The 20194-nt window shown below is 72.8% G+C and carries 17 protein-coding genes; 9 read left to right on the top strand and 8 right to left on the bottom strand.

Annotation, left to right across the window (positions count from 1 at the left end):
• Positions 1-72: 72 nt before the first annotated feature.
• A complete protein-coding gene (locus AB0E05_RS32870; protein ID WP_361970607.1) occupies positions 73-630 on the bottom strand; it encodes a hypothetical protein in 558 nt (185 codons plus the stop codon).
• Positions 631-950: 320 nt separating this feature from the next.
• Between AB0E05_RS32870 and AB0E05_RS32875 the strand changes: the two genes are divergently transcribed.
• From AB0E05_RS32875 to AB0E05_RS32885, 3 genes are all read left to right on the top strand, one after another.
• A complete protein-coding gene (locus tag AB0E05_RS32875; RefSeq protein ID WP_361970609.1) occupies positions 951-1886 on the top strand; it encodes an SCO0930 family lipoprotein in 936 nt (311 codons plus the stop codon).
• Positions 1887-2090: 204 nt separating this feature from the next.
• Positions 2091-2903 carry an SAM-dependent methyltransferase gene (locus AB0E05_RS32880; RefSeq protein ID WP_361970611.1) on the top strand — a complete coding sequence of 271 codons (813 nt, stop codon included), beginning with the start codon at positions 2091-2093 and terminating at the stop codon, positions 2901-2903.
• A complete protein-coding gene (locus AB0E05_RS32885) occupies positions 2900-5071 on the top strand; it encodes an EAL domain-containing protein (RefSeq protein ID WP_361970613.1) in 2172 nt (723 codons plus the stop codon). The genes AB0E05_RS32880 and AB0E05_RS32885 overlap by 4 nt, the downstream gene beginning before the upstream one ends.
• Before the next feature lie 66 nt (positions 5072-5137).
• Here AB0E05_RS32885 and AB0E05_RS32890 read toward each other — a convergent pair whose 3' ends face one another.
• A complete protein-coding gene (locus tag AB0E05_RS32890; protein WP_361970615.1) occupies positions 5138-6040 on the bottom strand; it encodes a LysR substrate-binding domain-containing protein in 903 nt (300 codons plus the stop codon).
• A gap of 96 nt (positions 6041-6136) precedes the next feature.
• On the opposite strand from AB0E05_RS32890, the gene AB0E05_RS32895 reads away from it, so the two are divergent.
• Genes AB0E05_RS32895 through AB0E05_RS32905 form a run of 3 tightly spaced genes read left to right on the top strand, consistent with a single transcriptional unit; the run spans position 6137 to position 9550 of the window.
• Complete coding sequence (locus AB0E05_RS32895; RefSeq protein WP_361970617.1) at positions 6137-6850, top strand: succinate dehydrogenase cytochrome b subunit; 714 nt, start codon at positions 6137-6139, stop codon at positions 6848-6850.
• 1 nt (position 6851) lies between these two features.
• Positions 6852-8798 carry a fumarate reductase/succinate dehydrogenase flavoprotein subunit gene (locus AB0E05_RS32900; protein WP_361970618.1) on the top strand — a complete coding sequence of 649 codons (1947 nt, stop codon included), beginning with the start codon at positions 6852-6854 and terminating at the stop codon, positions 8796-8798.
• On the top strand, positions 8795-9550 hold the full coding sequence (locus AB0E05_RS32905; protein ID WP_361970619.1) for a succinate dehydrogenase/fumarate reductase iron-sulfur subunit: 756 nt from the start codon (positions 8795-8797) through the stop codon (positions 9548-9550). Before AB0E05_RS32900 ends, AB0E05_RS32905 begins: the two co-directional genes overlap by 4 nt.
• A gap of 39 nt (positions 9551-9589) precedes the next feature.
• Here AB0E05_RS32905 and AB0E05_RS32910 read toward each other — a convergent pair whose 3' ends face one another.
• Entirely contained in the window at positions 9590-11947 is a 2358-nt protein-coding gene (locus AB0E05_RS32910; protein ID WP_361970620.1) for an excinuclease ABC subunit UvrA, read from the bottom strand.
• Positions 11948-12128: 181 nt separating this feature from the next.
• Positions 12129-12344, bottom strand: coding sequence for a dodecin (locus AB0E05_RS32915; protein WP_361970622.1), 216 nt, complete (start codon positions 12342-12344; stop codon positions 12129-12131).
• 194 nt (positions 12345-12538) lie between these two features.
• Between AB0E05_RS32915 and AB0E05_RS32920 the strand changes: the two genes are divergently transcribed.
• Complete coding sequence (locus AB0E05_RS32920) at positions 12539-13798, top strand: extracellular solute-binding protein (protein ID WP_361970624.1); 1260 nt, start codon at positions 12539-12541, stop codon at positions 13796-13798.
• A gap of 171 nt (positions 13799-13969) precedes the next feature.
• Here AB0E05_RS32920 and egtD read toward each other — a convergent pair whose 3' ends face one another.
• The 4 genes from egtD to egtA are packed head-to-tail and all read right to left on the bottom strand — an operon-like array spanning position 13970 to position 18334.
• The gene (egtD, locus tag AB0E05_RS32925; RefSeq protein ID WP_361970625.1) at positions 13970-14935 is read right to left on the bottom strand and encodes an L-histidine N(alpha)-methyltransferase; all 966 of its coding nucleotides are present in this window, start codon (positions 14933-14935) and stop codon (positions 13970-13972) included.
• Positions 14932-15687 carry an ergothioneine biosynthesis protein EgtC gene (gene egtC, locus AB0E05_RS32930; protein WP_361970626.1) on the bottom strand — a complete coding sequence of 252 codons (756 nt, stop codon included), beginning with the start codon at positions 15685-15687 and terminating at the stop codon, positions 14932-14934. Before egtC ends, egtD begins: the two co-directional genes overlap by 4 nt.
• Positions 15687-17033: an ergothioneine biosynthesis protein EgtB gene (egtB, locus tag AB0E05_RS32935; protein ID WP_361970628.1), complete on the bottom strand. Its 1347-nt coding sequence runs from the start codon at positions 17031-17033 to the stop codon at positions 15687-15689. Before egtB ends, egtC begins: the two co-directional genes overlap by 1 nt.
• On the bottom strand, positions 17030-18334 hold the full coding sequence (egtA, locus tag AB0E05_RS32940; RefSeq protein ID WP_361970630.1) for an ergothioneine biosynthesis glutamate--cysteine ligase EgtA: 1305 nt from the start codon (positions 18332-18334) through the stop codon (positions 17030-17032). Before egtA ends, egtB begins: the two co-directional genes overlap by 4 nt.
• A gap of 445 nt (positions 18335-18779) precedes the next feature.
• Here egtA and AB0E05_RS32945 point away from each other — a divergent pair, with 445 nt between their 5' ends.
• Both AB0E05_RS32945 and AB0E05_RS32950 read left to right on the top strand, forming a co-directional pair.
• The gene (locus tag AB0E05_RS32945; protein ID WP_361970631.1) at positions 18780-19829 is read left to right on the top strand and encodes a LacI family DNA-binding transcriptional regulator; all 1050 of its coding nucleotides are present in this window, start codon (positions 18780-18782) and stop codon (positions 19827-19829) included.
• Positions 19830-19921: 92 nt separating this feature from the next.
• Positions 19922-20191, top strand: coding sequence for a hypothetical protein (locus tag AB0E05_RS32950; protein ID WP_361970632.1), 270 nt, complete (start codon positions 19922-19924; stop codon positions 20189-20191).
• Positions 20192-20194 lie beyond the last annotated feature (3 nt).

Here is a 20194-nt window from a genome sequence, read left to right on the forward strand (position 1 = left end):
CGCTCGCCCCGAGCGCTCTTCGGCAATCGGGGCGAGCGGCGGTTGCGCCGACCGGGACGGGCCGCCGCGCGGTCAGTGCTCGTGCGGGCGGGCCCGCCGACGTACGGCCCAACCGGTGCCCGCCGCCGCGGCCAGCACCAGCGCGGCGCCGATCGCGACCTCCTTCGGCCCCGCGTCGCCGATGCTGCCGCCCAGACCGCCGCGTACCCCCTGGGGCGTCACGCTGGCGCTCGGCGTCGCCGTGGGCGTGGCGGGGGCCACGGGCAGGGACGTGGAACTGGTGGTGGGGGTCGCGGTGGCTCCGGCGATCGTCAGGTTGACCGTGCCGCGCTGGGTGCCGCAGGTGAACTGGACCGCGTACTGGGCACCCCGGCGGGCGTCCGGGTCCACGGTGGCCGTCGCCGACGTGCCGGGCTGGATCGTCACGGTGTCGAACACCCCGGACGTGGCCGTGGCTGCGGACGCGCACCCGCTCGCGGACAGGGCGACGCGACCGCCGGGGGCGACGGTCGACGGCGCGACGGTGAACCGGACCGTCGTCCCGTCCCCACCGGCGACGGCGACGGGGACGGGCAGGGCGAACGCCGCCGCCCCCACGAGGGCGGCGGCTGCGACGGGTATCACGCGCATGGTCATTCCTCCGGGTCCCCGAGGAGCAGGCGCGGAACCTCTTGTCCACAGAAGGCGGGTGATGCCCCTCGATGTCCGAAACGCTAGGAGCCGGCCCTGCGGGTCGCGATCGCTGCCGTGCGAACGGGTCATCCGTGTGGGCCGGGCGGGCGACGACACCGGCGTGGTGCCGCCCGCACCGGGAGTCCGTCCGCTCGCCCACCGGCTCGCGCCGGAGTTTTTCGGGCCGCTTTGAACGCCCGCCCGCACCCGGTCGTACCTAGGGCCACGAACGGCGCGGCCGGGCGCCGTCCGGAACCTGACGGACTTCGGGAGTGGACATGAACACCTGGCGGAACGCCTCGCTCGCGGCGACTGCGGCGGCCGTGCTGGTGCTGATGACGGCGTGCGGCGAGGAGGACGGCCGGTCGGCCGGTGCGGCGAGCGCCGTGCAGCCCGGTGGCAGCGGATACGGCGACCACGCTTCGGGCGGCGCGACCGCCCGGGGCACCGCCGGGAAGCCGGCGGGCCGGCTCACCGTCTGGAACAGCCCGGAGCTCGGCCGGGTCGTCACCGACGGCGCGGGCCTCACGCTGTACCGGTTCGACAAGGACACCGCGGCACCACCCGCCTCGCATTGCGATGGCGACTGTGCGAAGGCGTGGCCCGTGGTGCCCGCGGGCGGCGCGACGGCCGCGCCGGGGACCGACGCCTCGCTCCTCGGCGCGGTCACCCGCTCCGACGGGACCAAGCAGCTCACCATCGGCGGCTGGCCGATGTACCGCTACGCCAAGGACACGAAGGCGGGGGAGGCCCAGGGGCAGGGCGTGGGCGGGACCTGGTTCGCCGCGGCCCCGGACGGCAAGAAGGCGCGCGCAGCGGCCCCCGCCGCGCGCGGTGCCCGCCCCGCCGGTCTGCCGGGCCTGACCACCCGCAAGGACCCCAGACTGGGTGACGTCGTCGTCGACCAGGACGGCATGACGGTGTACCGGTTCACCAAGGACTCGGCCTGGCCCATGACGTCGGCCTGCACCGGCGAGTGCCTGGAGGAGTGGCCGGTGGTCGCCCCCGTCGCCAAGAGCGACACCCGGGGCATCCGTCAGAAGGGGTACGTCACCTTCGACCGCCCCGACGGCGTCAAGCAGCAGACCATCGACTGCTGGCCCCTTTACACCTTCGCCGGTGACGCCAAGCCCGGGGACATCAACGGACAGGGCGTGGGCGGGACCTGGTTCGCCGTGACGCCGCAGGGGAAGCTGGCGAAGGCGCCCCGGTAGCGGCCCCCGCGCCGGCCCGCCCCACGCACCCGGCGTGGCGGCGGGCCGGCCCGCGTTCGTCGCAGTGTGATGAAGAACGGTTCGCGAATTCCCGTTTGGACTCGCTCAATTGGCGGCCGATCAGTAGCCTCGGCTCGAACACTGGCCATGCACATGGTCGGACCGCGCCTGTGGGGGGCGTGGTTGACGTAGTTGGAGACATCGATGGAGCGTCCCGCCTGGGCCCCGCCCGGCATCGACATCTCGGTGCCGAGCGTGTCCCGCATGAACGACTATTACCTGGGCGGTTCGCACAACTTCGACGCCGACCGCAGGGCGGCCCGTGAGGTGCTGCGGCACCTGCCGGGGGTGCCGAAGGTCATCCAGGCCAACCGGGCGTTCATGCGCCGTGCGGTGACCTGGGCGGTGGGCGAAGGCGTCACGCAGTTCCTCGACGTCGGCTGCGGAATGCCCGGTTTCGGCAGCGTCCACGAGGTCGCCAGGGCGGTCGACCCCGAGTGCCGGGTGGTCTGCGTCGACCACGATCCGGTCGTCGTCGCCCAGGGGCGCACCCGCCTTGAGGGGGATCCCCGCGCCACCGCCCTCTCGGCTGACCTGCGCAAACCGCGCCAGATCCTGGAGAGCCCGGAACTCGCCGAAGTGCTGGACCTGGCCAGCCCGGTGGCGCTCGTGCTGGTCTCCGTACTCCACTTCGTCGAGGATCAGGACGATCCGTACGGGGCGGTTGCGGAACTGAAGCGAGCGCTCTCGCCCGGGAGTTTGATCGTGATCACCCATGCCGCGTACGACGGAGTGCCGGTGCCGCAGGAGCAGACGGCACGGGCCGTCAGCGTCTACCGTGACATCCGCAATCCAATGACGATGCGTTCACAAGAGCAAATCGCTCGGTTCTTCGAGGGGTACGAGATGGTCGAGCCCGGACTGGTGTCCAAGCCGCACTGGCGGCCGGATGCCCCTGCCGAGCAGGAGGACCCATATGCCTACTCAGGCTTCGCAGGGGTGGGACGCAAGGCGTGAAGACGCCATCGCAGGCGACGGGTCCCACGGCGGACCCGGACGGTCTTGAAGACAGACTTCGCCGTTTCGCGACCATTTGGAGCCGTGCCGTCTTTCCCGTGACGGCGACCTCGCTGACCCGAGCCGAGGTCGAGGAACACCTGCTGCCGCTGGCGCGGCGGCTGTGCGCGCTGCTGCACGCCCGACCCTTCGACCCGGGCCCGGCCCAGGACGTGGGGGCGGCGCTGATCGAAGCCCACTGCACCGACCCCGAGGCGCTCACCCGCACCCTCGGCGTGATCGACGCGTACCTCGTGCTGTACTGCGGCGACGCGGGCGCCGAGGAACTGCCCGTCGAGGACGGCCGCACCCGCTGCACCCGGCTGCAACACGCGGTCGCCGCCGGCTTCGCCCAGGGGCTGCGCGACCGCACCCTCGCCGAGCAGGAGGCCGTCGCCAGCTCCTCGTTGGCGGCCCGCACCGACGCCCTGCACGCGCTGCACGCCACCGAGACCCGGCTGCGGGCCGTCTTCGAAGGCGCCGCCATCGGCATCGGGATCGCCGAGCTCGACGGCACCCTCGTCGAGGTGAACGAGACGCTGACGAGGATGTTCGGCGGCCTGGAGCACCACGTGCGGGCCAAGAAGATCACCGAGTGGACGCACCCCGAGGACCGACCGCACATCGGCCAGCTCTACCGCGAGCTCAAGCGCGGCGAACGCGAGCACTTCCGGGTCGAGAAGCCCTTCTTCCGCACCGACGGCACGGTGCTGTGGACCAACTTGACGATGTCCCTGCTCCGGGACCCCGAAGGCCGCCCCCAGTACCTGCTCGCCCTCCTGGAGGACACCACCGAGCGCCGGCTGCTCAATCTGCGCCTGCGGTACGAGGCCACGCACGACGCCCTCACCGGGCTGCCGAACCGCACGCTCTTCTTCGAACGCCTGGAGAAGGCGCTCGCCGGCAGCGGCGCCTCCCGCTTCGGCCTGTGCTACCTCGACCTCGACGGCTTCAAGGCGATCAACGACAGCCTCGGCCACGCCACCGGCGACCGCCTCCTGGTCGAGGTCGCCGACCGGCTCCAGAGCTGCGCCACCGCGCCCGGCGAGATGGTGGCCCGCCTCGGCGGCGACGAGTTCGTGGCGCTGACCACCGGATCGGAGTCCGAGTGCGAGGCGCGGGAGCTGGCCGCCCGGATCCTCGGCGCCCTCGGCGCGCCGATCCTCGTGGACGGACGCGAGTTCACCGTGCGCGGCTCCATCGGCATCGTCGAGGGCTGCTCCGGCGAGCGCACCACGGCGGAGGTGCTGCGCAGCGCCGACATCACGATGTACCGGGCGAAGGCGCAGGGCGGCAACCGCTACGAGTTCGCCGATCCCGAGCTGGAGGCGAGCGCGATCACCCGCCACGGGCTGACGACCGCGCTGCCCGCGGCCCTGGAGCGCGGGGAGTTCTTCATCGAGTACCAGCCGCTGGTGCACATGGGCGACGGCCGCGTGCACGGCGCGGAGGCCCTGGTGCGCTGGTCCCACCCCCAGCACGGGATCCTCGGCCCCGACCAGTTCATCCCGCTGGCCGAGCACACCGGGCTGATCGTGCCGCTGGGGCGGTGGGTGCTCCAGGAGGCGGTGCGCCAGGCACGCTACTGGCAGGAGCACCGGGTCGACGGCGGTCCGATGCGGATCAACGTGAACCTCTCGCCCACCCAGCTCCAACACCCCGGCCTGGTCAAGGACACGGTCGCGGTGCTGGAGGGCGCCGGTCTGGAACCCGGCGCGCTGTGCCTGGAGGTCACCGAGTCCGCGTTGATAGGAGCGGACGAGGCACTGCTCAGACCGCTGCGGCAACTCGCCGAGCTGGGCGTGGACATCGCCCTCGACGACTTCGGCACGGGCTACTCCAACCTGGCGAACCTCAGACGGTTGCCGGTCAGCATCCTCAAGCTCGACCGCTCCTTCACCAAGGGCATGCAGCACGCGCCGGTCGACCCCGTCGACCTCAAGATCGTCGAGGGCATCGTATCGCTGGCGCACAGCCTGGAGCTGGCGGTCACCGTCGAGGGCGTGGAGACCGGCGTCCAGGCGGACCAACTGCGGGAGCTGGGCTGCGACACCGCACAGGGCTGGTACTACGCCCGCCCCGGCCCGCCCGACCAACTCCACACGCTGTCCCTGGCGGACGCGGTGTGACCCACGGCCCGCGGACCCGCTCGACGGGACCCGCGGGCCACCGGGCCCCAACGGCCCGGACCGGCGTCAGCCGTCGGCGCCGTCGTCCGCCGCGGTCATCGTCAGCAGCACCTTCTGGAGCTCGCGGGCGGCCCGCGGCGGCGCCACGTCGCTGCGGTGCGCGAGCGCGATCGTGCGCCGCAGCCCCGGCCGGGCGAGCGGGGTGACCCGCAGGTCCGGGCCCGCGCGGTCGGCGACCATCCGGGGCACCACCGCCAGCCCGAGCCCCGCCCGGACGAACCCGAGGACCGCGTCCATCTCCCCGCCCTCGACCGTGAACGCCGGCTCGAACCCCTCCGCCCGGCACGCCGCGACGGTCAGCTCCCGCAGGTCGTACCCGTGCCGGAACATCACCAGCGGCTGATCGCGCAGATCGGAGATCCGCACCGGGTCGCGCGGCGCCGGGGACACGGCCGACGAGACGACGACCAGGTCCTCCCGCAGCAGCTCCACCGTGGTCAGGGCCGGTGACGCCGGCGGCAGCGGCAGGACGACCAACGCCAGGTCCAGCGCGCCCCGGGCCAGCCGGCGCACCAGGTCGTGCGAGCCGCCCTCGTCGATCAGCAGCTGGATTCCGGGGTGCCGGTCGTGGAAGGCCCGCAGCACGTCGGGGAGGAGCCCGGTGCACAGGCTGGGGGTGGCCCCGAGCCGCACCCGCCCGCGGCGCAGCTGCACCAGCTCCTGGACCTCGTGGCGCGCGGTGTCCGCGTCGGCGAGGATCCGCCGGGCCAGCGGCAACAGGGCCTCGCCCGCCTCGGTCAGCGCGATGTTCCCCCGCGCCCGGCTGAACAGCTCCGCCCCCAGCTCCTTCTCCAGCGCCCTGATCTGCTGGGAGAGCGAGGGCTGGGAGACGTGGACCAGCTCGGCGGCGTGGGTGAAGTGCCGGGCCTCGGCGACGGCGACGAAGTAGCGGAGCTGTTGCAGCTGCATGGGACCAGCCTACGACCGTCACATAGGCATCAGCTATCGACAGCAGCTGGATCATGTCTTGGACCACTGGTGGGGTGCGGACCTACCGTTCCTGACATGGCTCTGGCAACGCGTACGGCAGCGAAACCGTCGCCCACCCGCCCCCCGCGCACCTTCTGGGGATCGACGCTCGGCAAGAAGATCGTCATGGCCGTGAGCGGCCTGATCATGCTGGGCTACCTCGTCGCGCACGTGATGGGCAACCTCAAGGTCTTCTTCGGCCCCGAGGAGTTCAACGCGTACGGCCGCTGGCTGCGCACCATGGGCGCCCCCGTCCTGCACGAGGAGTGGGCCCTGTGGGGCGTGCGGATCCTGCTGCTCGCCGCCGTGGTGGCGCACGCCGTCTCCGCGTACCAGCTCAGCCGCCGCGACATCAAGGCGCGCCCCACCGCCTACGTGCACAAGCGGCGGCGCGCCAGCTACGCCACCCGCACCATGCGCTGGGGCGGGATCATCATCGCGCTGTTCATCGTGTGGCACATCCTGGACCTGACCACGCTGACGGTGAACGAGAACGCCCAGCACGGACGCCCCTACGAGAACGTGGTGGCCACCTTCTCCACCTGGTACGGCAACGTCATCTACGTCACCGCGATGCTCGCGGTCGGCCTGCACGTGAGGCACGGGTTCTGGAGCGCGGCCCAGACCCTCGGCGCGGGCAACGCCCGGCGCGACCGCGCGCTCAAGGCCGTCGCGAACGGCCTCGCGCTGGTGCTGACCGCCGGCTTCCTCGCCGTACCCGTGGCCGTCATGACCGGATTGGTGAGCTGACATGAGTGACACCGAGTACGAGGTCGGCGCGCCGATCACCGACACCAAGGCGCCCGACGGCCCCGTGGCCGAGCGCTGGGACCGCCGCCGCTTCGAGGCGAAGCTGGTCAACCCGGCCAACCGGCGCAAGCACACCGTCATCGTGGTGGGCACCGGGCTCGCCGGCGGCGCCGCCGGCGCCACCCTCGGCGAGCAGGGCTACCACGTCGAGCAGTTCTGCTACCAGGACTCGCCGCGCCGGGCCCACTCCATCGCCGCCCAGGGCGGCATCAACGCGGCCAAGAACTACCGCAACGACGGCGACTCCATCCACCGGCTCTTCTACGACACCGTCAAGGGCGGCGACTTCCGCGCCCGCGAGTCGAACGTGCACCGGCTGGCCCAGATCTCCGTGGAGATCATCGACCAGTGCGTCGCCCAGGGCGTCCCCTTCGCCCGCGAGTACGGCGGACTTCTCGACACCCGTTCCTTCGGCGGCGTCCAGGTCTCCCGCACCTTCTACGCCCGGGGCCAGACGGGACAGCAGCTCCTCCTCGGCGCCTACCAGGCGCTGTCCCGGCAGATCGCCGCAGGCACCGTCAACCTGCACGCCAGGACCGAGATGCTGGACCTCCTCGTCGTCGACGGCCGCGCCCGCGGCATCGTCGCCCGCTCCCTGGTCACCGGTGAGATCTCCACCCACTTCGCCGACGCGGTGGTGCTGGCGACCGGCGGCTACGGCAACGTCTTCTACCTGTCGACGAACGCCATGAACTCCAACGCGACCGCGATCTGGCGGGCCCACCGCCGGGGCGCGTACTTCGCCAACCCCTGCTTCACCCAGATCCACCCCACCTGCATCCCGCGCACCGGCGACCACCAGTCGAAGCTCACGCTGATGAGCGAGTCCCTGCGCAACGACGGCCGGATCTGGGTCCCCCGGGCCAAGGGCGACACCCGGCCGGCGAACGAGATCCCCGAGGACGAGCGGGACTACTACCTGGAGCGCATCTACCCCTCCTTCGGTAACCTGGTGCCCCGGGACATCGCCTCCCGCGCCGCCAAGAACGTCTGCGACGAGGGCAGGGGGGTGGGCCCCGGCGGCCAGGGCGTGTACCTGGACTTCGGGGACGCGATCCGCCGCATGGGCCGCGACAAGGTCGAGGAGAAGTACGGCAACCTCTTCGACATGTACGCGCGGATCACCGCGGAGAACCCGTACGAGGTGCCGATGCGGATCTATCCGGCCGTGCACTACACGATGGGCGGCCTCTGGGTCGACTACGACCTCCAGACCACCGTTCCCGGCCTCTTCGCCATCGGCGAGGCCAACTTCTCCGACCACGGCGCCAACCGCCTCGGCGCCTCCGCCCTGATGCAGGGCCTCGCCGACGGCTACTTCGTCCTGCCGTCCACCATCAACGACTACCTGGCGCGCACCCCGCTCGACGAACGGCCGAGCGAGACGCACCCCGAGGTGGCGGACGTCCTCGCGGAGACCGAGGACCGGATCAACCTGCTGCTCTCCGTGGACGGCGACCGCACCCCCGACTCCTTCCACCGCGAGCTCGGCGAGCTGATGTGGGAGTTCTGCGGGATGTCCCGCACGGAGACGGGGCTGCGCAAGGCGCTGGAGCGCATCCCGCAGATCCGCGAGGAGTTCTGGCGGCGCATCAAGGTCCCCGGCAGCGGCGACGAGCTGAACCAGTCCCTGGAGAAGGCCAACCGCGTCGTCGACTACCTCGAACTCGCCGAGCTGATGTGCCTCGACGCACTGCACCGCGCCGAGTCCTGCGGCGGCCACTTCCGCGAGGAGTCCCAGACCCCCGACGGCGAGGCGGCCCGCAGGGACGAGGAGTTCGGCTACGCCGCCGCCTGGGAGTTCCCCGCGGGCCGGCGCGCTCCGGTGCTGCACAAGGAACCCCTGGTCTTCGAGTACGTCCACCCCACCCAGCGGAGCTACACATGAGGCTCACCCTCCGCGTCTGGCGCCAGCCCCGCGCCGACGCGCCCGGCGCCATGGCCACCTACGAGGTGGACGGCGTCTCCCCGGACATGTCGTTCCTGGAGATGCTGGACACCCTCAACGAGGACCTGATCCTGCGCGGCGAGGACCCCGTGGCCTTCGACCACGACTGCCGCGAGGGCATCTGCGGGGCGTGCAGCCTGGTCATCAACGGCGACGCGCACGGCCCCGAGCGGACCACCACCTGCCAACTGCACATGCGGTCCTTCTCGGACGGCGACACCATCGACGTCGAGCCCTGGCGGGCCGCCGCCTTCCCGGTGGTCAAGGACCTGGTGGTGGACCGCACCGCCTTCGACCGGATCATCCAGGCCGGCGGCTACGTCTCCGCCCCCACCGGCTCCGCGCCCGAGGCGCACGCCACCCCGGTCCCCAAGGCGGACGCCGACTTCGCCTTCGAGCACGCCGAGTGCATCGGCTGCGGCGCCTGCGTCGCCGCCTGCCCCAACGGCTCGGCGATGCTGTTCACCTCCGCGAAGGTCAACCACCTCAACGTGCTGCCGCAGGGCGCACCCGAGCGGGAGAGCCGGGTCCTGGACATGGTGGCCGCGATGGACGACGAGGGCTTCGGCGGCTGCACCCTCGCCGGGGAGTGCGCCACCGCCTGCCCCAAGGGCATCCCGCTGCCGTCGATCGCCGCGATGAACAAGGAGTGGCTGCGGGCCACCCGGCGCGCCGGACGCGGCCGGTCGTGAGGCCCGCGGTGTGCCGCCGCCCCCCGGCGGCACACCCCCTCACCCCCGCTCGCCGGCCGCCTGGCCGAGCGCCCGGGCCAGATAGGGCGCCGTACGGCTCAGGGACGCCGACGCCACCTGCGTCGGCGTCCCTTCGGCGACCACCCGACCGCCCTCCTCTCCGCCCCCCGGCCCCAGGTCCACCACCCAGTCCGCGTCCGCCACCACGTCCATGTCGTGCTCGACGACCACCACGGAGTGCCCCGCGTCGACCAGCCCGTTCACCTGGCGCATCAGCACCTCCACATCGGCGGGGTGCAGCCCGGTCGTCGGTTCGTCCAGCACGTAGAGGGTGTGCTCGCGACGCACCCGTTGGAGTTCGTTCGCCAGCTTGATGCGCTGCGCCTCGCCGCCGGACAGCTCGGTCGCCGGCTGCCCCAGCCGTAGGTAGCCGAGGCCCACGTCGAGGAGCGTGCCGAGGCTGCGCGCGGCGGCCGGCACGTCCGCGAAGAACTCCGCCGCCGCCTCCACGGTCAGGTCCAGCACGGCGGCGATGTGCGCGCCCCGGTAGCGGACCTCCAGCGTCCGCGGCTCGTAGCGGGCGCCGCCGCACTCCGGGCACGGCGCGTACGTGGTGGGCAGGAAGAGCAGCTCGACGGAGACGAACCCTTCCCCTTGGCAGCGCTCGCACCGGCCGCCCGCTACGTTGAAGGAGAAGCGGCCGGCCCGGTAGCCGCGGGCCCGCGCCTCGTCGGTGGCCGCGAAGAGCTTCCGTACGACGTCGAACAGGCCGGTGTAGGTGGCGAGGTTGGACCGCGGGGTGCGGCCGATCGGCTTCTGGTCGACCGTCACCAGCCGCCCCGCGTCCCGCGTTCCGTCGGCGATCGCCCCCACCAGGGTCGACTTGCCCGACCCCGACACCCCGGTGACCGCCGTCAGGGCACCGCGGGGGACGCGCACCCGTACGTCGCGGAGGTTGTGGCGGGTGACCGGGCCGACCTCCAGCCACCCCGACGGCTTGCGCACCGCCCGCCGTGCAGGGGCCGGGCGGTCGAAGAGGAAGCGCCGGGTGGCGGACTCGGGGACCTGCGCGAGCCCCGCCATCGGGCCGCTGTGCAGCACCCGCCCGCCGTGCTCCCCGGCGGCCGGCCCCACGTCCACGAGCCAGTCCGCACCGCGCACCACGTCCAGGTGGTGCTCCACCACGAACACCGAGTTCCCCGCGGCCTTCAGCCGGTCGAGGACGGTCAGCAGGGCCTCGGTGTCGGCCGGGTGGAGTCCGGCGGACGGCTCGTCCAGCACGTACACCACCCCGAACAGGCCCGAGCGCAGCTGGGTCGCGAGCCGCAGCCGCTGCAACTCGCCGTTGGAGAGCGAGGGGGCGGTGCGGTCCAGGCTGAGGTAGCCGAGGCCGAGTTCGGTGACCGGGGCGATCCGCGCCAGCAGGTCGTCCGTGAGCGCCCGCGCGGCGCCCTCGCCACCCGTCCGCGCCAGCACCTGCCCCAGTGCGGTCAGCGGCAGGGCCGCCAGCTCGGCGATCGTCCGGCCGGCGAAGGTGACCGCCAGCGACTCGGGCCGCAGCCGGGCGCCCCCGCACGCCGCGCACGGCGCCGCCCGCAGGAACCGCTCCGCCTTGGCCCGCAGCGTCTGGCTCCGGGTGTCGGCGAAGGTGTGCAGCACGTACCGCCGGGCGCTTTGGTACGTGCCCTGGTACGGGCGCTGGATGCGGCCCGCCTCGCGCACCGGGTGCACGGTGACGACGGGCCGTTCGTCGGTGAACAGGATCCACTCGCGCTCCGCGCGGGGCAGTTCGCGCCAGGGCCGGTCCACGTCGTACCCGAGCGCGTCCAGGACGTCCCGCAGGTTCTTGCCCTGCCAGGCGCCGGGCCAGGCGGCGACGGCGCCCTCGCGGACGGAGAGCGAGGGGTCGGGCACCAGCAGGTCCTCGTCGGTCTCGTGGACCAGGCCGAGGCCCTGGCACTGCGGGCAGGCGCCGGCGGCCGTGTTCGGCGAGAAGGCGTCCGAGTCCAGGCGCGGTGCGCCGGGAGGGTGGTCGCCGGCCCGCGAGTACAGCATCCGCAGCGAGTTCGACAGCGTCGTCACCGTGCCGACGGAGGAGCGCGACGAGGGGGAGGAGCGGCGCTGCTCCAGCGAGACCGCCGGCGGCAAGCCGGTGATCTCGGCGACCTCGGGCGCCCCGACCTGGTGGATCAGCCGCCGTGCGTAGGGGGCGACGGACTCGAAGTAGCGCCGCTGCGCCTCCGCGTAGAGGGTCCCGAAGGCGAGCGAGGACTTGCCCGACCCCGACACCCCGCTGAAGACGACGAGGGCGTCACGGGGCACGTCCACGTCGACGTTGCGCAGGTTGTGCTCACGGGCGCCACGGACACGGACAAAGGGGTCATGAGAGCTGTGCACGATGGCTGATTCCAAGCAGGAGAGTCGCGCGGGGGCGGGGCGCCGGCCGCCTCTGACGGCGGACCGGCGTCACCGCCGCGCTGACGTGGAAGTTTTCACAAGCGGAGTGATCATCCGGATGGCGTGGCGGCTGATTTTCGCTGCTCAGCCGCCTGCCGTCCGGGCCGGTGACCCGCAGGGTTCAACTGCCGTCCTCCAGTCGGAAACCCACCTTCAGCCCCACCTGGTAGTGGTCGATCTGCCCGTCGGTGAGGTGGCCACGCACCTGGGTCACCTCAAACCAATCCAGGCCACGCAGTGTCTGATTCGCGCGATTGATGCCGTTACGGATGGCCTGATCGACGCCGTCGGGGGACGTTCCGACGATTTCCGTGACCCGATACGTGTGATTCGACATGGGGGCGGTTTCCTCTCGCTAGGCTCACCCCACCGCGCACCGGGGGCCGGCCTTGAGTGAGGTGTCCGGATATGAGGGCCAATCAGGGGGTTGACCCCTTCTCTGGTCCATACCAAAATCCAGCCAGACCCGCGCGCCCCTGGAGCGCGATACCCCCCATCGGGTTCACATATTCATGCCATAAGGTGAACGTTGTGAGAAGCCGTTCTGTCCCCACCTCCATCGCACTGGTGTGCCTCTTCGCGCTCACCGGCTGCGGCCTCATCCCCGGCACCGAGTCCGACCGGACGACGGTGAAGATCTGGCTGATGAAGGACAGCGCCTCCGACGAGTTCCTGGAGCGCTTCACCAAGCAGTTCGAGAAGGAACACCCCTCCGTGGAGCTGGAATTCACCTTCCAGGAGTGGAGTGGCATCGGGAAGAAGGTCAACGCCGCCCTGGGCGGGCAGGACACCCCGGACGTCATCGAGGTCGGCAACACCCACGTCGCCCAGTACGCCGAGTCGGAAGCCCTCACCGACCTCACCGTGGAGGCCACCCGCGACCTCGGACGCGAGGACTGGCTGCCCGGCCTCGCCGACCCCGGCAACATCAACGGCGCCCAGTACGGCATCCCCTGGTACGCGGCCAACCGCGTGGTCATCTACAACAAGGACCTCTTCAAGGCCGCCGGCATCACCAAGCTGCCGACGACGCAGAAGGACTGGCTGAAGGCCACGGAGAAGCTGAACGGCGGCGGCAACCAGGGCATCTACCTCCCCGGCCAGGACTGGTACGTCCTCGCCGGCTTCATATGGGAGGAGGGCGGCGAACTCGCCGTCGAGCGCTCCGGCACCTGGGAGGGCGCCCTGGAGAGCGAGCCCGCCGTACGCGGGATGAAGTTCTACAAGGACCTCCAGGCCCACGGCCAGGGACCCAAGGACGCCGACGAGCGCACCCCGCCGCAGGCCGACGTCTTCGCCCGGGGCAACGTGGCCCAGTTCATCGACACCCCCGGAGCGACCTCCCGGATCCTCAAGGCCAACCCCCAGATGAAGGACAAGCTGGGCTACTTCCCGATCCCGGGCAAGTCCGCGGACAAGCCCGGCGCGGTCTTCACCGGCGGCTCCGAGCTGATCATCCCGCGCAAGGCCAAGTCCCGCGGCGCCGCCGTGGACGTCGTCAAGGCCCTCGCCAGCGAGAAGTGGCAGATCGACCTCGCCCGGACGATGAACTACGTGCCGAACAAGAAGGCGCTGGCCACCGCCGTCGGCGGGGAGAGCAACGAGGCGATGGCCAAGGGTGCGTCCGCCATGGGCAGCAAGGCCACCCCCAACTCGCCGCGCTGGGCCAACGTCGAGCTGGACAACCCCATCAAGCCGTACATGACCGTCGTCCTCCAGGGCACCGACGACATCGAAGGCAGCGCCAAGAAGGCGTCCGACGCCATCACCACCGCGCTCAGGAGGCAGTGACCCCACGGGTGTGCGCTCCGCTGCACACCCGTGTCCGGCCGCGCAGTCACACCGCATCCGGCCGCTGACGGAAGATGGAGAAGGAGGAGGGGACGGACCGCACGCCCGGTCCGTCCCCTCCTTCTGGCCCTCGGGCCCATCGCGCCGTGATGGGCCCGAGGGCCGGGGGCCTCAGCCTGAGACCGTCGCCAGCGAGAGCGCGAACCGGCCCTCCGCATCGGTCCACCAGCGCGCCAGCTCCAACCCGGCCGCCGCCAACTCCGTGCGCACCCCCTCCCGACGGAACTTCGCCGACACCTCCGTACGCAACTCCTCGCCCTCCTCGAACGGCACCGCGAGTCCCAGCTCCGGGATCTTCACCGTGAGCGCCGAACGGGCCCGCAGTCGCATCTCGATCCACTCCGCGCGCCCGTCCCACAGCGCCACGTGGTCGAAGTCCGCCGGATCGACGTCCGCCCCCAGCTCACGGGCGAGCACCGCCAGCACGTTCTTGTTGAACGCGGCCGTCACCCCCGCCGCGTCGTCGTACGCCCGCACCAGCACGGCCTCGTCCTTGACCAGGTCCGTGCCGAGCACGAACGCGTCACCGGGGTCGAGCATGGCCCGCACCGAACGCAGGAAGGCGGCGCGCTCGGCCGGCAGCAGATTGCCGATCGTGCCGCCGAGGAAGGCCACCACCCGCGGCCCGGGCGTCTTCGGCAGCTCCAACCGGGCGGTGAAGTCCGCCACCAGCGCGTGCACGTGGAGACCGGGGCGCTCCGCGAGCAGCGCCGCAGCCGCGCCCCGCAGGGCGCTCTCGCTCACGTCGACGGGCACGTAGGCGCGCAGCCCGGTGAAGGCGTCCAGCAGATGGCGCGTCTTGTCCGACGAGCCGGAGCCCAGCTCCACCAGGGTGCGCGCCCCGGTGGCCGCGGCGATCTCGGACGCCCGGTCGCGCAGGATCTCCCGCTCGGCCCGGGTCGGGTAGTACTCCGGCAGTCGGGTGATCTCGTCGAACAGCTCGCTGCCGCGGGCGTCGTAGAACCACTTCGGCGGCAGCGTCTTGGGCGCGGCGGTCAGGCCGTGGAGCACGTCGGCGCGCAGCGCTGCGCCGGTGGCGTCCTCGGGGAGGGTGCGGGTCAGTTCGAACGGGCTCACGTGCAGGGCTCCTTGAGGGGGGTCAGGAGGACGTCGGTGCGGGTCGCCGTCAGCAGGGTGCGGTCGGGCGCCTCGCGCCAGCGCGGATCGTCGTCGTACGGCTCCGAGGCCACGGTGGTGCGCCCGTCCGGGCCGGTCAGGTACCACAGCGTGTCGCCCCAGGCCGTCGCGGCGATCGACCGGCCGTCGGTCAGCAGGAAGTTCAGCCGGGAGCCGGGCGCCGCCTCCGCGACGGCCCGCACGGTCTCCGCCAGCGCCTCGCCGGGCGGGTCGCCGTCGCGCAGCCGCCGCAGCACCAGCGCCCACAGCAGGGCTGCGTCGCAGCGGGCCTGGAGGTCGAGCAGGTCCACGGCGGGCAGCGTCGCCGCCAGCGGGGCCAGCGCCCGCGGCCAGCCCGTCACCGCACCGTTGTGGCTGAACAGCCACGGCCCGGCGGCGAAGGGGGCCGCCGCCGCCTCGCCGTCCGCGCCCGGCTCGGTGGCGTCCCGGACCGCGGCCAGGAACGTTCCGCTGCGGACCACCCGCACCAGGTCGGCGAAGGAGAGGTCGGCCCAGACGGGGCCCGGGCGCCGGTAGCGCGCGGGCGTAGGGTCGCCCTCGGCGTACCACCCGACGCCGAAGCCGTCGGCGTTCACCGTGCCGTGCCGTTGGCGGCGCGGCGCCCACGACTGGCGCAGCAGCGAGTGCGGCGGCACGGTCAGCACGTCGCGCAGTGCCAGCGGCGGCCCGAGGTGGGCGACGTGGCGGCACATCAGGCGTCCCGGACGGTGCGGAAGCCGGCGAAGATCTGCCGGCGTACGGGCAGGTCCCAGTTGCGGAAGGTGCCGCGGCAGGCCACCGCGTCCACCGCGAAGGAGCCGCCGCGCAGCACCTTGTGCGCCGGCCCGAAGAACACCTCCGAGTACTCCCGGTAGGGGAACGCGGTGAAGCCGGGGTGCGGCAGGAAGTCGCTCGCCGTCCACTCCCACACGTCACCGATCAGCTGTCGTACGCCGAGCGGCGACGCACCGGCCGGGTACGCGCCCGCGGGGGCCGGCCGCAGGTGCCGCTGCCCCAGGTTGGCGCGGTCGGGCGTGGGGTCCGCGTCGCCCCACGGGAAGCGGCGCGAGCGGCCCGTCGCCGGGTCGTGCCGGGCCGCCTTCTCCCACTCGGCCTCGGTCGGCAGCCGCCGCCCCGCCCAGCGGGCGTACGCGTCCGCCTCGTACCAACTGACGTGCAGCACCGGCTCGTCCAGCGGCACCGGCTCCAGCACGCCGAACCTGCGGCGCAGCCACTGCTCGCCCTCGCGCCGCCAGAACAGTGGCGCGGCGATGTGGTGGCGCTGGATCTGCTCGTACCCCTCGGGCGCCCACCACCGCGGGTCGCGGTAGCCGCCGTCTTCGACGAAGGCGAGATAGGCGCCGCAGGTCACCGGGGTCACGTCCAGGTGGAAGGGGGCGATGACGCGCTGGTGCGCGGGTCGCTCGTTGTCCAGCGCCCACGGCTCGGTCGAGGTGCCCATGGTGAACGGCCCGCCGGGGACCAGGACCTCCGACGGCAGCGCGTCGGCGTCGCCCGCGGGCGGCGCGGGCGCGGTGAGCGCCGCCGGGCCCTTGCGCAGCTGGTGGGTGATGAGCATCGTCTCGTCGTGCTGCTGTTCGTGCTGGGCGATCATCCCGAAGGCGAAGGACGCGTCGGCGAGTCGACCGGCGCCCTCCAGCGGGGTCGCGTCCAGGACGTCCAGTACCCGGTCGCGCACGTCGGCGGCGTAGCCGCGGGCCTCGGCGGGCGGCAGCAGCGGCAGCGTGGGCCGGGCGGCGCGCGGATGCTCGAAGGCGTCGTACACGGAGTCGATGTCCGGCCGCAGCGCCTCGCGTCCGCCGACGGTGCGCAGCAGCCACTGCTCTTCCTGGTTGCCGATGTGCGCCAGGTCCCACACCAGCGGCGACATCAGGGGGGAGTGCTGGGCGACGAGGTCGTCGTCGTCCACGGCGTCGGTCAGCAGCGCCGTGCGGCTGCGGGCCCGCACCAGGGCGTCGAGGGCGCGACGGCGCAGTTCGTCGGGCTCGGCCCCCGACGCGGGGCCGGCGCTCCGGTGCGTCGTGCGGTCGGTCGTCATGAGCCGGACTCCTTCCGGTGGGGCGTCGCGTGGGCCGGGGGCGTCGTGCCGGCGGGCAGCCGCAGGTCGTCGGCGGGACATCGGCCGCGGTGTACGTGCCGTTCGGCGAAGGCGGCGACCAGTTCGCACACCTCCGGTGAGGCGCCCCTCCTCGGCAGCGCCTCCAGCGCGGTGCGGAAGCAGACCGCCGCCACCGCGCGGAGCTCCGGGTCCGCCAGGCCGAGGCGTGCGGCGTCCAGCCACAGCGGATTGCGCGGCGCCGGCTGCGGCCCGGCCCGCTCCGCCAGCGGCTTCACCGCCCGATAGACCGTCTCCGCCGCTTCCGGGTCGTCGAAGAGGGCCGTGGTGACCGCGAGCGGCACGATCCAGCCGTCCTCACCCGGCTGGGCGTCGATCATCCGCAGTTCGAGGTGGCCGCGCGGCCGTACGGGTGGGAACAGCGTGGTCAGGTGGTAGTCGAGGTCCTGCCGGGTCGGCGGGCGCGGCGCGCCGGTGCGTATCCACTCGCGGAACGACAGGCGCTGCGGCAGCTCCCAGGGGCCGTGCGGGGTGCGCACCACCATCACCGGGGCGTCCAGCACGTGATCGCTCCAGGCGGCCCGGGGCTCCCGGTGCAGGGGCGGTGCGAGGGGACGTACGGCGTCCAGCTCCGCCCAGATCGCCTGCCGGGTGGAGCACCAGCCGGTGTTCCGGCCCTCCCGGACGGGCGAGTTGGCGAACGCGGCCATCAGCACCGCACCCAGCAGGTGCGCCAGTTGCCAGCGCCGGCCGTGGCCGAGTGGACCCGGCTCCTCCTCGCCCGCGTCCAGGCACACCTGGATCGAGGCGGAGGAGCACATCATGGACCGCCCCGACGCGCTGGTGCGGTCGAGGTACGCCTCCATGGCGTCGTAGCGGGGTTCCCGCAGCAGTCTGCGCGGTGGGTGCCAGGGGTCGACGCCGATGCCGGCGAGGACGAGTCCGTCCCGGCCGAGTGCGGCGCGCACGGCGGCCAGATCGGCCGCGACGGAGTCGATGCACTCCGTCAGGGAGGCGGCGGGTGCCGAGCTGAGCTCCAGCTGGCCGCCGGGTTCGAAGGTGAGGACCGAGGCCAGCGGCAGGGCGCGCACTCGGTCGTGGGCCGCGGTCAGCCGGTCGACGGGGACGCGGCGGCGGGGGTCGTGCTGCTCTTGGACGAGCCATTCCAGTTCCACGCCCACCGCCTTGGGCGGGCCGGTCTTGAAGCAGATGCCGCGGAGCAGGTCCCGCGCTTCCGCTTCCACCAGGGGCCGGCTCAGGTCGCCGGTATCGGGAGGTCGCATGCTCGACTCCTCGTTCGAAGGCGCCCCGCTTTCGCAGGCACCCTGCCAACCTAAGGCCACGGTCGCGGCGGCGCACAAGGGCGCCGGGGCACGCGTCGACCGCGGTTGCGCCGCCGCCCGCCCCGGGCCCCCGGCGGGCATGGAACCGTCCGCGGGGGTGTCCCCGCAGGTCAGCGTTGGCAGGTTCGGAGGACGTAGGAAGGCGGGGGAGTGAACGGAAGCCCCGGAAGGTCGTTGAAATCCACGACCACCTCACCCCGGATGGCCGGCGGACCCCGGCACCGCCGCCGTCCTCGCCCGTCCCCTGCGGGGAGCCGCGCACACCACCGTCACCGCGACGGTCCGGAGCGGGAACGACCTTTGCCCGTAAGGCAGTTGGCGGTGTGACGAATCTGGCCATCCGGCCGTCGGCGCCCGGGTCCCGTCTGGAAAGATGCCTCGGGCGATGAGCCAGACACCCAAACAGTCCGCGGAGCGTTCCGTTCCCACCAGTGCCGACGTCGCCCGGTTAGCGGGGGTTTCCCGGGCCACCGTCTCGTACGTCCTCAACAACACGGCCTCGGTCCGCATCAGCGAACCCACCCGCCGACGCGTGCGGGAGGCCGCGGAGGAGTTGGGGTACGTCCCCCATGCGGCGGCCCGCAGCCTGCGGGCCGGCCACACCCGCATGGTGCTGCTGCCCACGGCGTCCTTCCCGACCGGCCCGCGCTACGAACAGTTCCTCGCCGAACTCCAGTGGGCGCTGCGCCGACTCGACTACACCGTGGTCCAGTACGGCGGCCTCGGGCTCGACGGCGACGAGGCCGCGCGCGCCTGGGCCGAGCTGCGGCCCGTCGCGGTCGTCTCGCTCGGCGACGCCGGCCTGACCCCGCACGGCGTCGACGTGCTCAAACGCTCCGGCGCCAAGGCCGTGATCACGCTGGGATCGCGCCGTGTGGCGGGCGCGCACTGCCTCGTCATGGACCAGACCGAGGTGGGGGTGCGCGCCGTCGCGCACCTGGTGGAGCGGGGCCGACGGGCCATCGGCGTCGTCATGCCGCAGGAGCCGGGCCTCGGGCCCAGCGCCGAACTGCGGATGGAAGGGGCGCGCCGTGCCGCCGCGACGGCCGGCGCGCGGATAGAACCGCTGCCGCTGTCGTACGCGGAGGAGCCCGCGGCCGAACTCGCCGGGCGCTGGCGCGGACTCGGCCTCGACGCCGTCTTCACCTACAACGACGACTACGCGGTGCTGCTGATGCGGGCCCTGAAGGACGAGGGGATCGCCATACCGACCCAAACGGCGGTCATCGGCGCCGACGACCTGCTGCTCGGCCGGCTCCAACGGCCCAGGCTGAGCACCGTCCACATCGACCTGGTGACCGGGCGGCGGCTGGCGGAACTCGTCGACCGGGTGGTGCGCGCACCGCACGACGTGGCCGACCTGGCGGAGGTGGCGGACGTGACGGAGACGTACGACCTGATGGGGGTGCGGGCGGTGCACCGCGAGTCGAGCTGACGCACCGGCGCCGGCTCGACGGGGCGGCGCGGGAGGGGGAGCGGGCGGGTGTGGGCGTGCGGCCCGGCCCGACCGCCTCTAGCGTCGCTCATATGAGCACTCATCCGCAGCGCTTCGAGATCCTGGTCCTGCCCGAGCACGTCGTGGGCCACGAGGACGCACCGACGGCACAGGACGTGATCCGCTCCGCGGTCGTCGAGGCGACGGGCGAGTGGGGCGCGTCCGGCTACCCCCGCTACGAGGGCCAGGGCATGGTCGCCGACATCGACCCCGAGACCCGTACCGTCGAAGCCCTCCTCGTCGACGGCTCCGAGCTGGACTACGGGCTCACCGCACGCGTCGCGCGGGCGGCCGATCGATAGCAG

Origin of the sequence: Streptomyces sp. NPDC048057 (genome assembly GCF_040653095.1) — a bacterium.
Classification (GTDB): domain Bacteria; phylum Actinomycetota; class Actinomycetes; order Streptomycetales; family Streptomycetaceae; genus Streptomyces.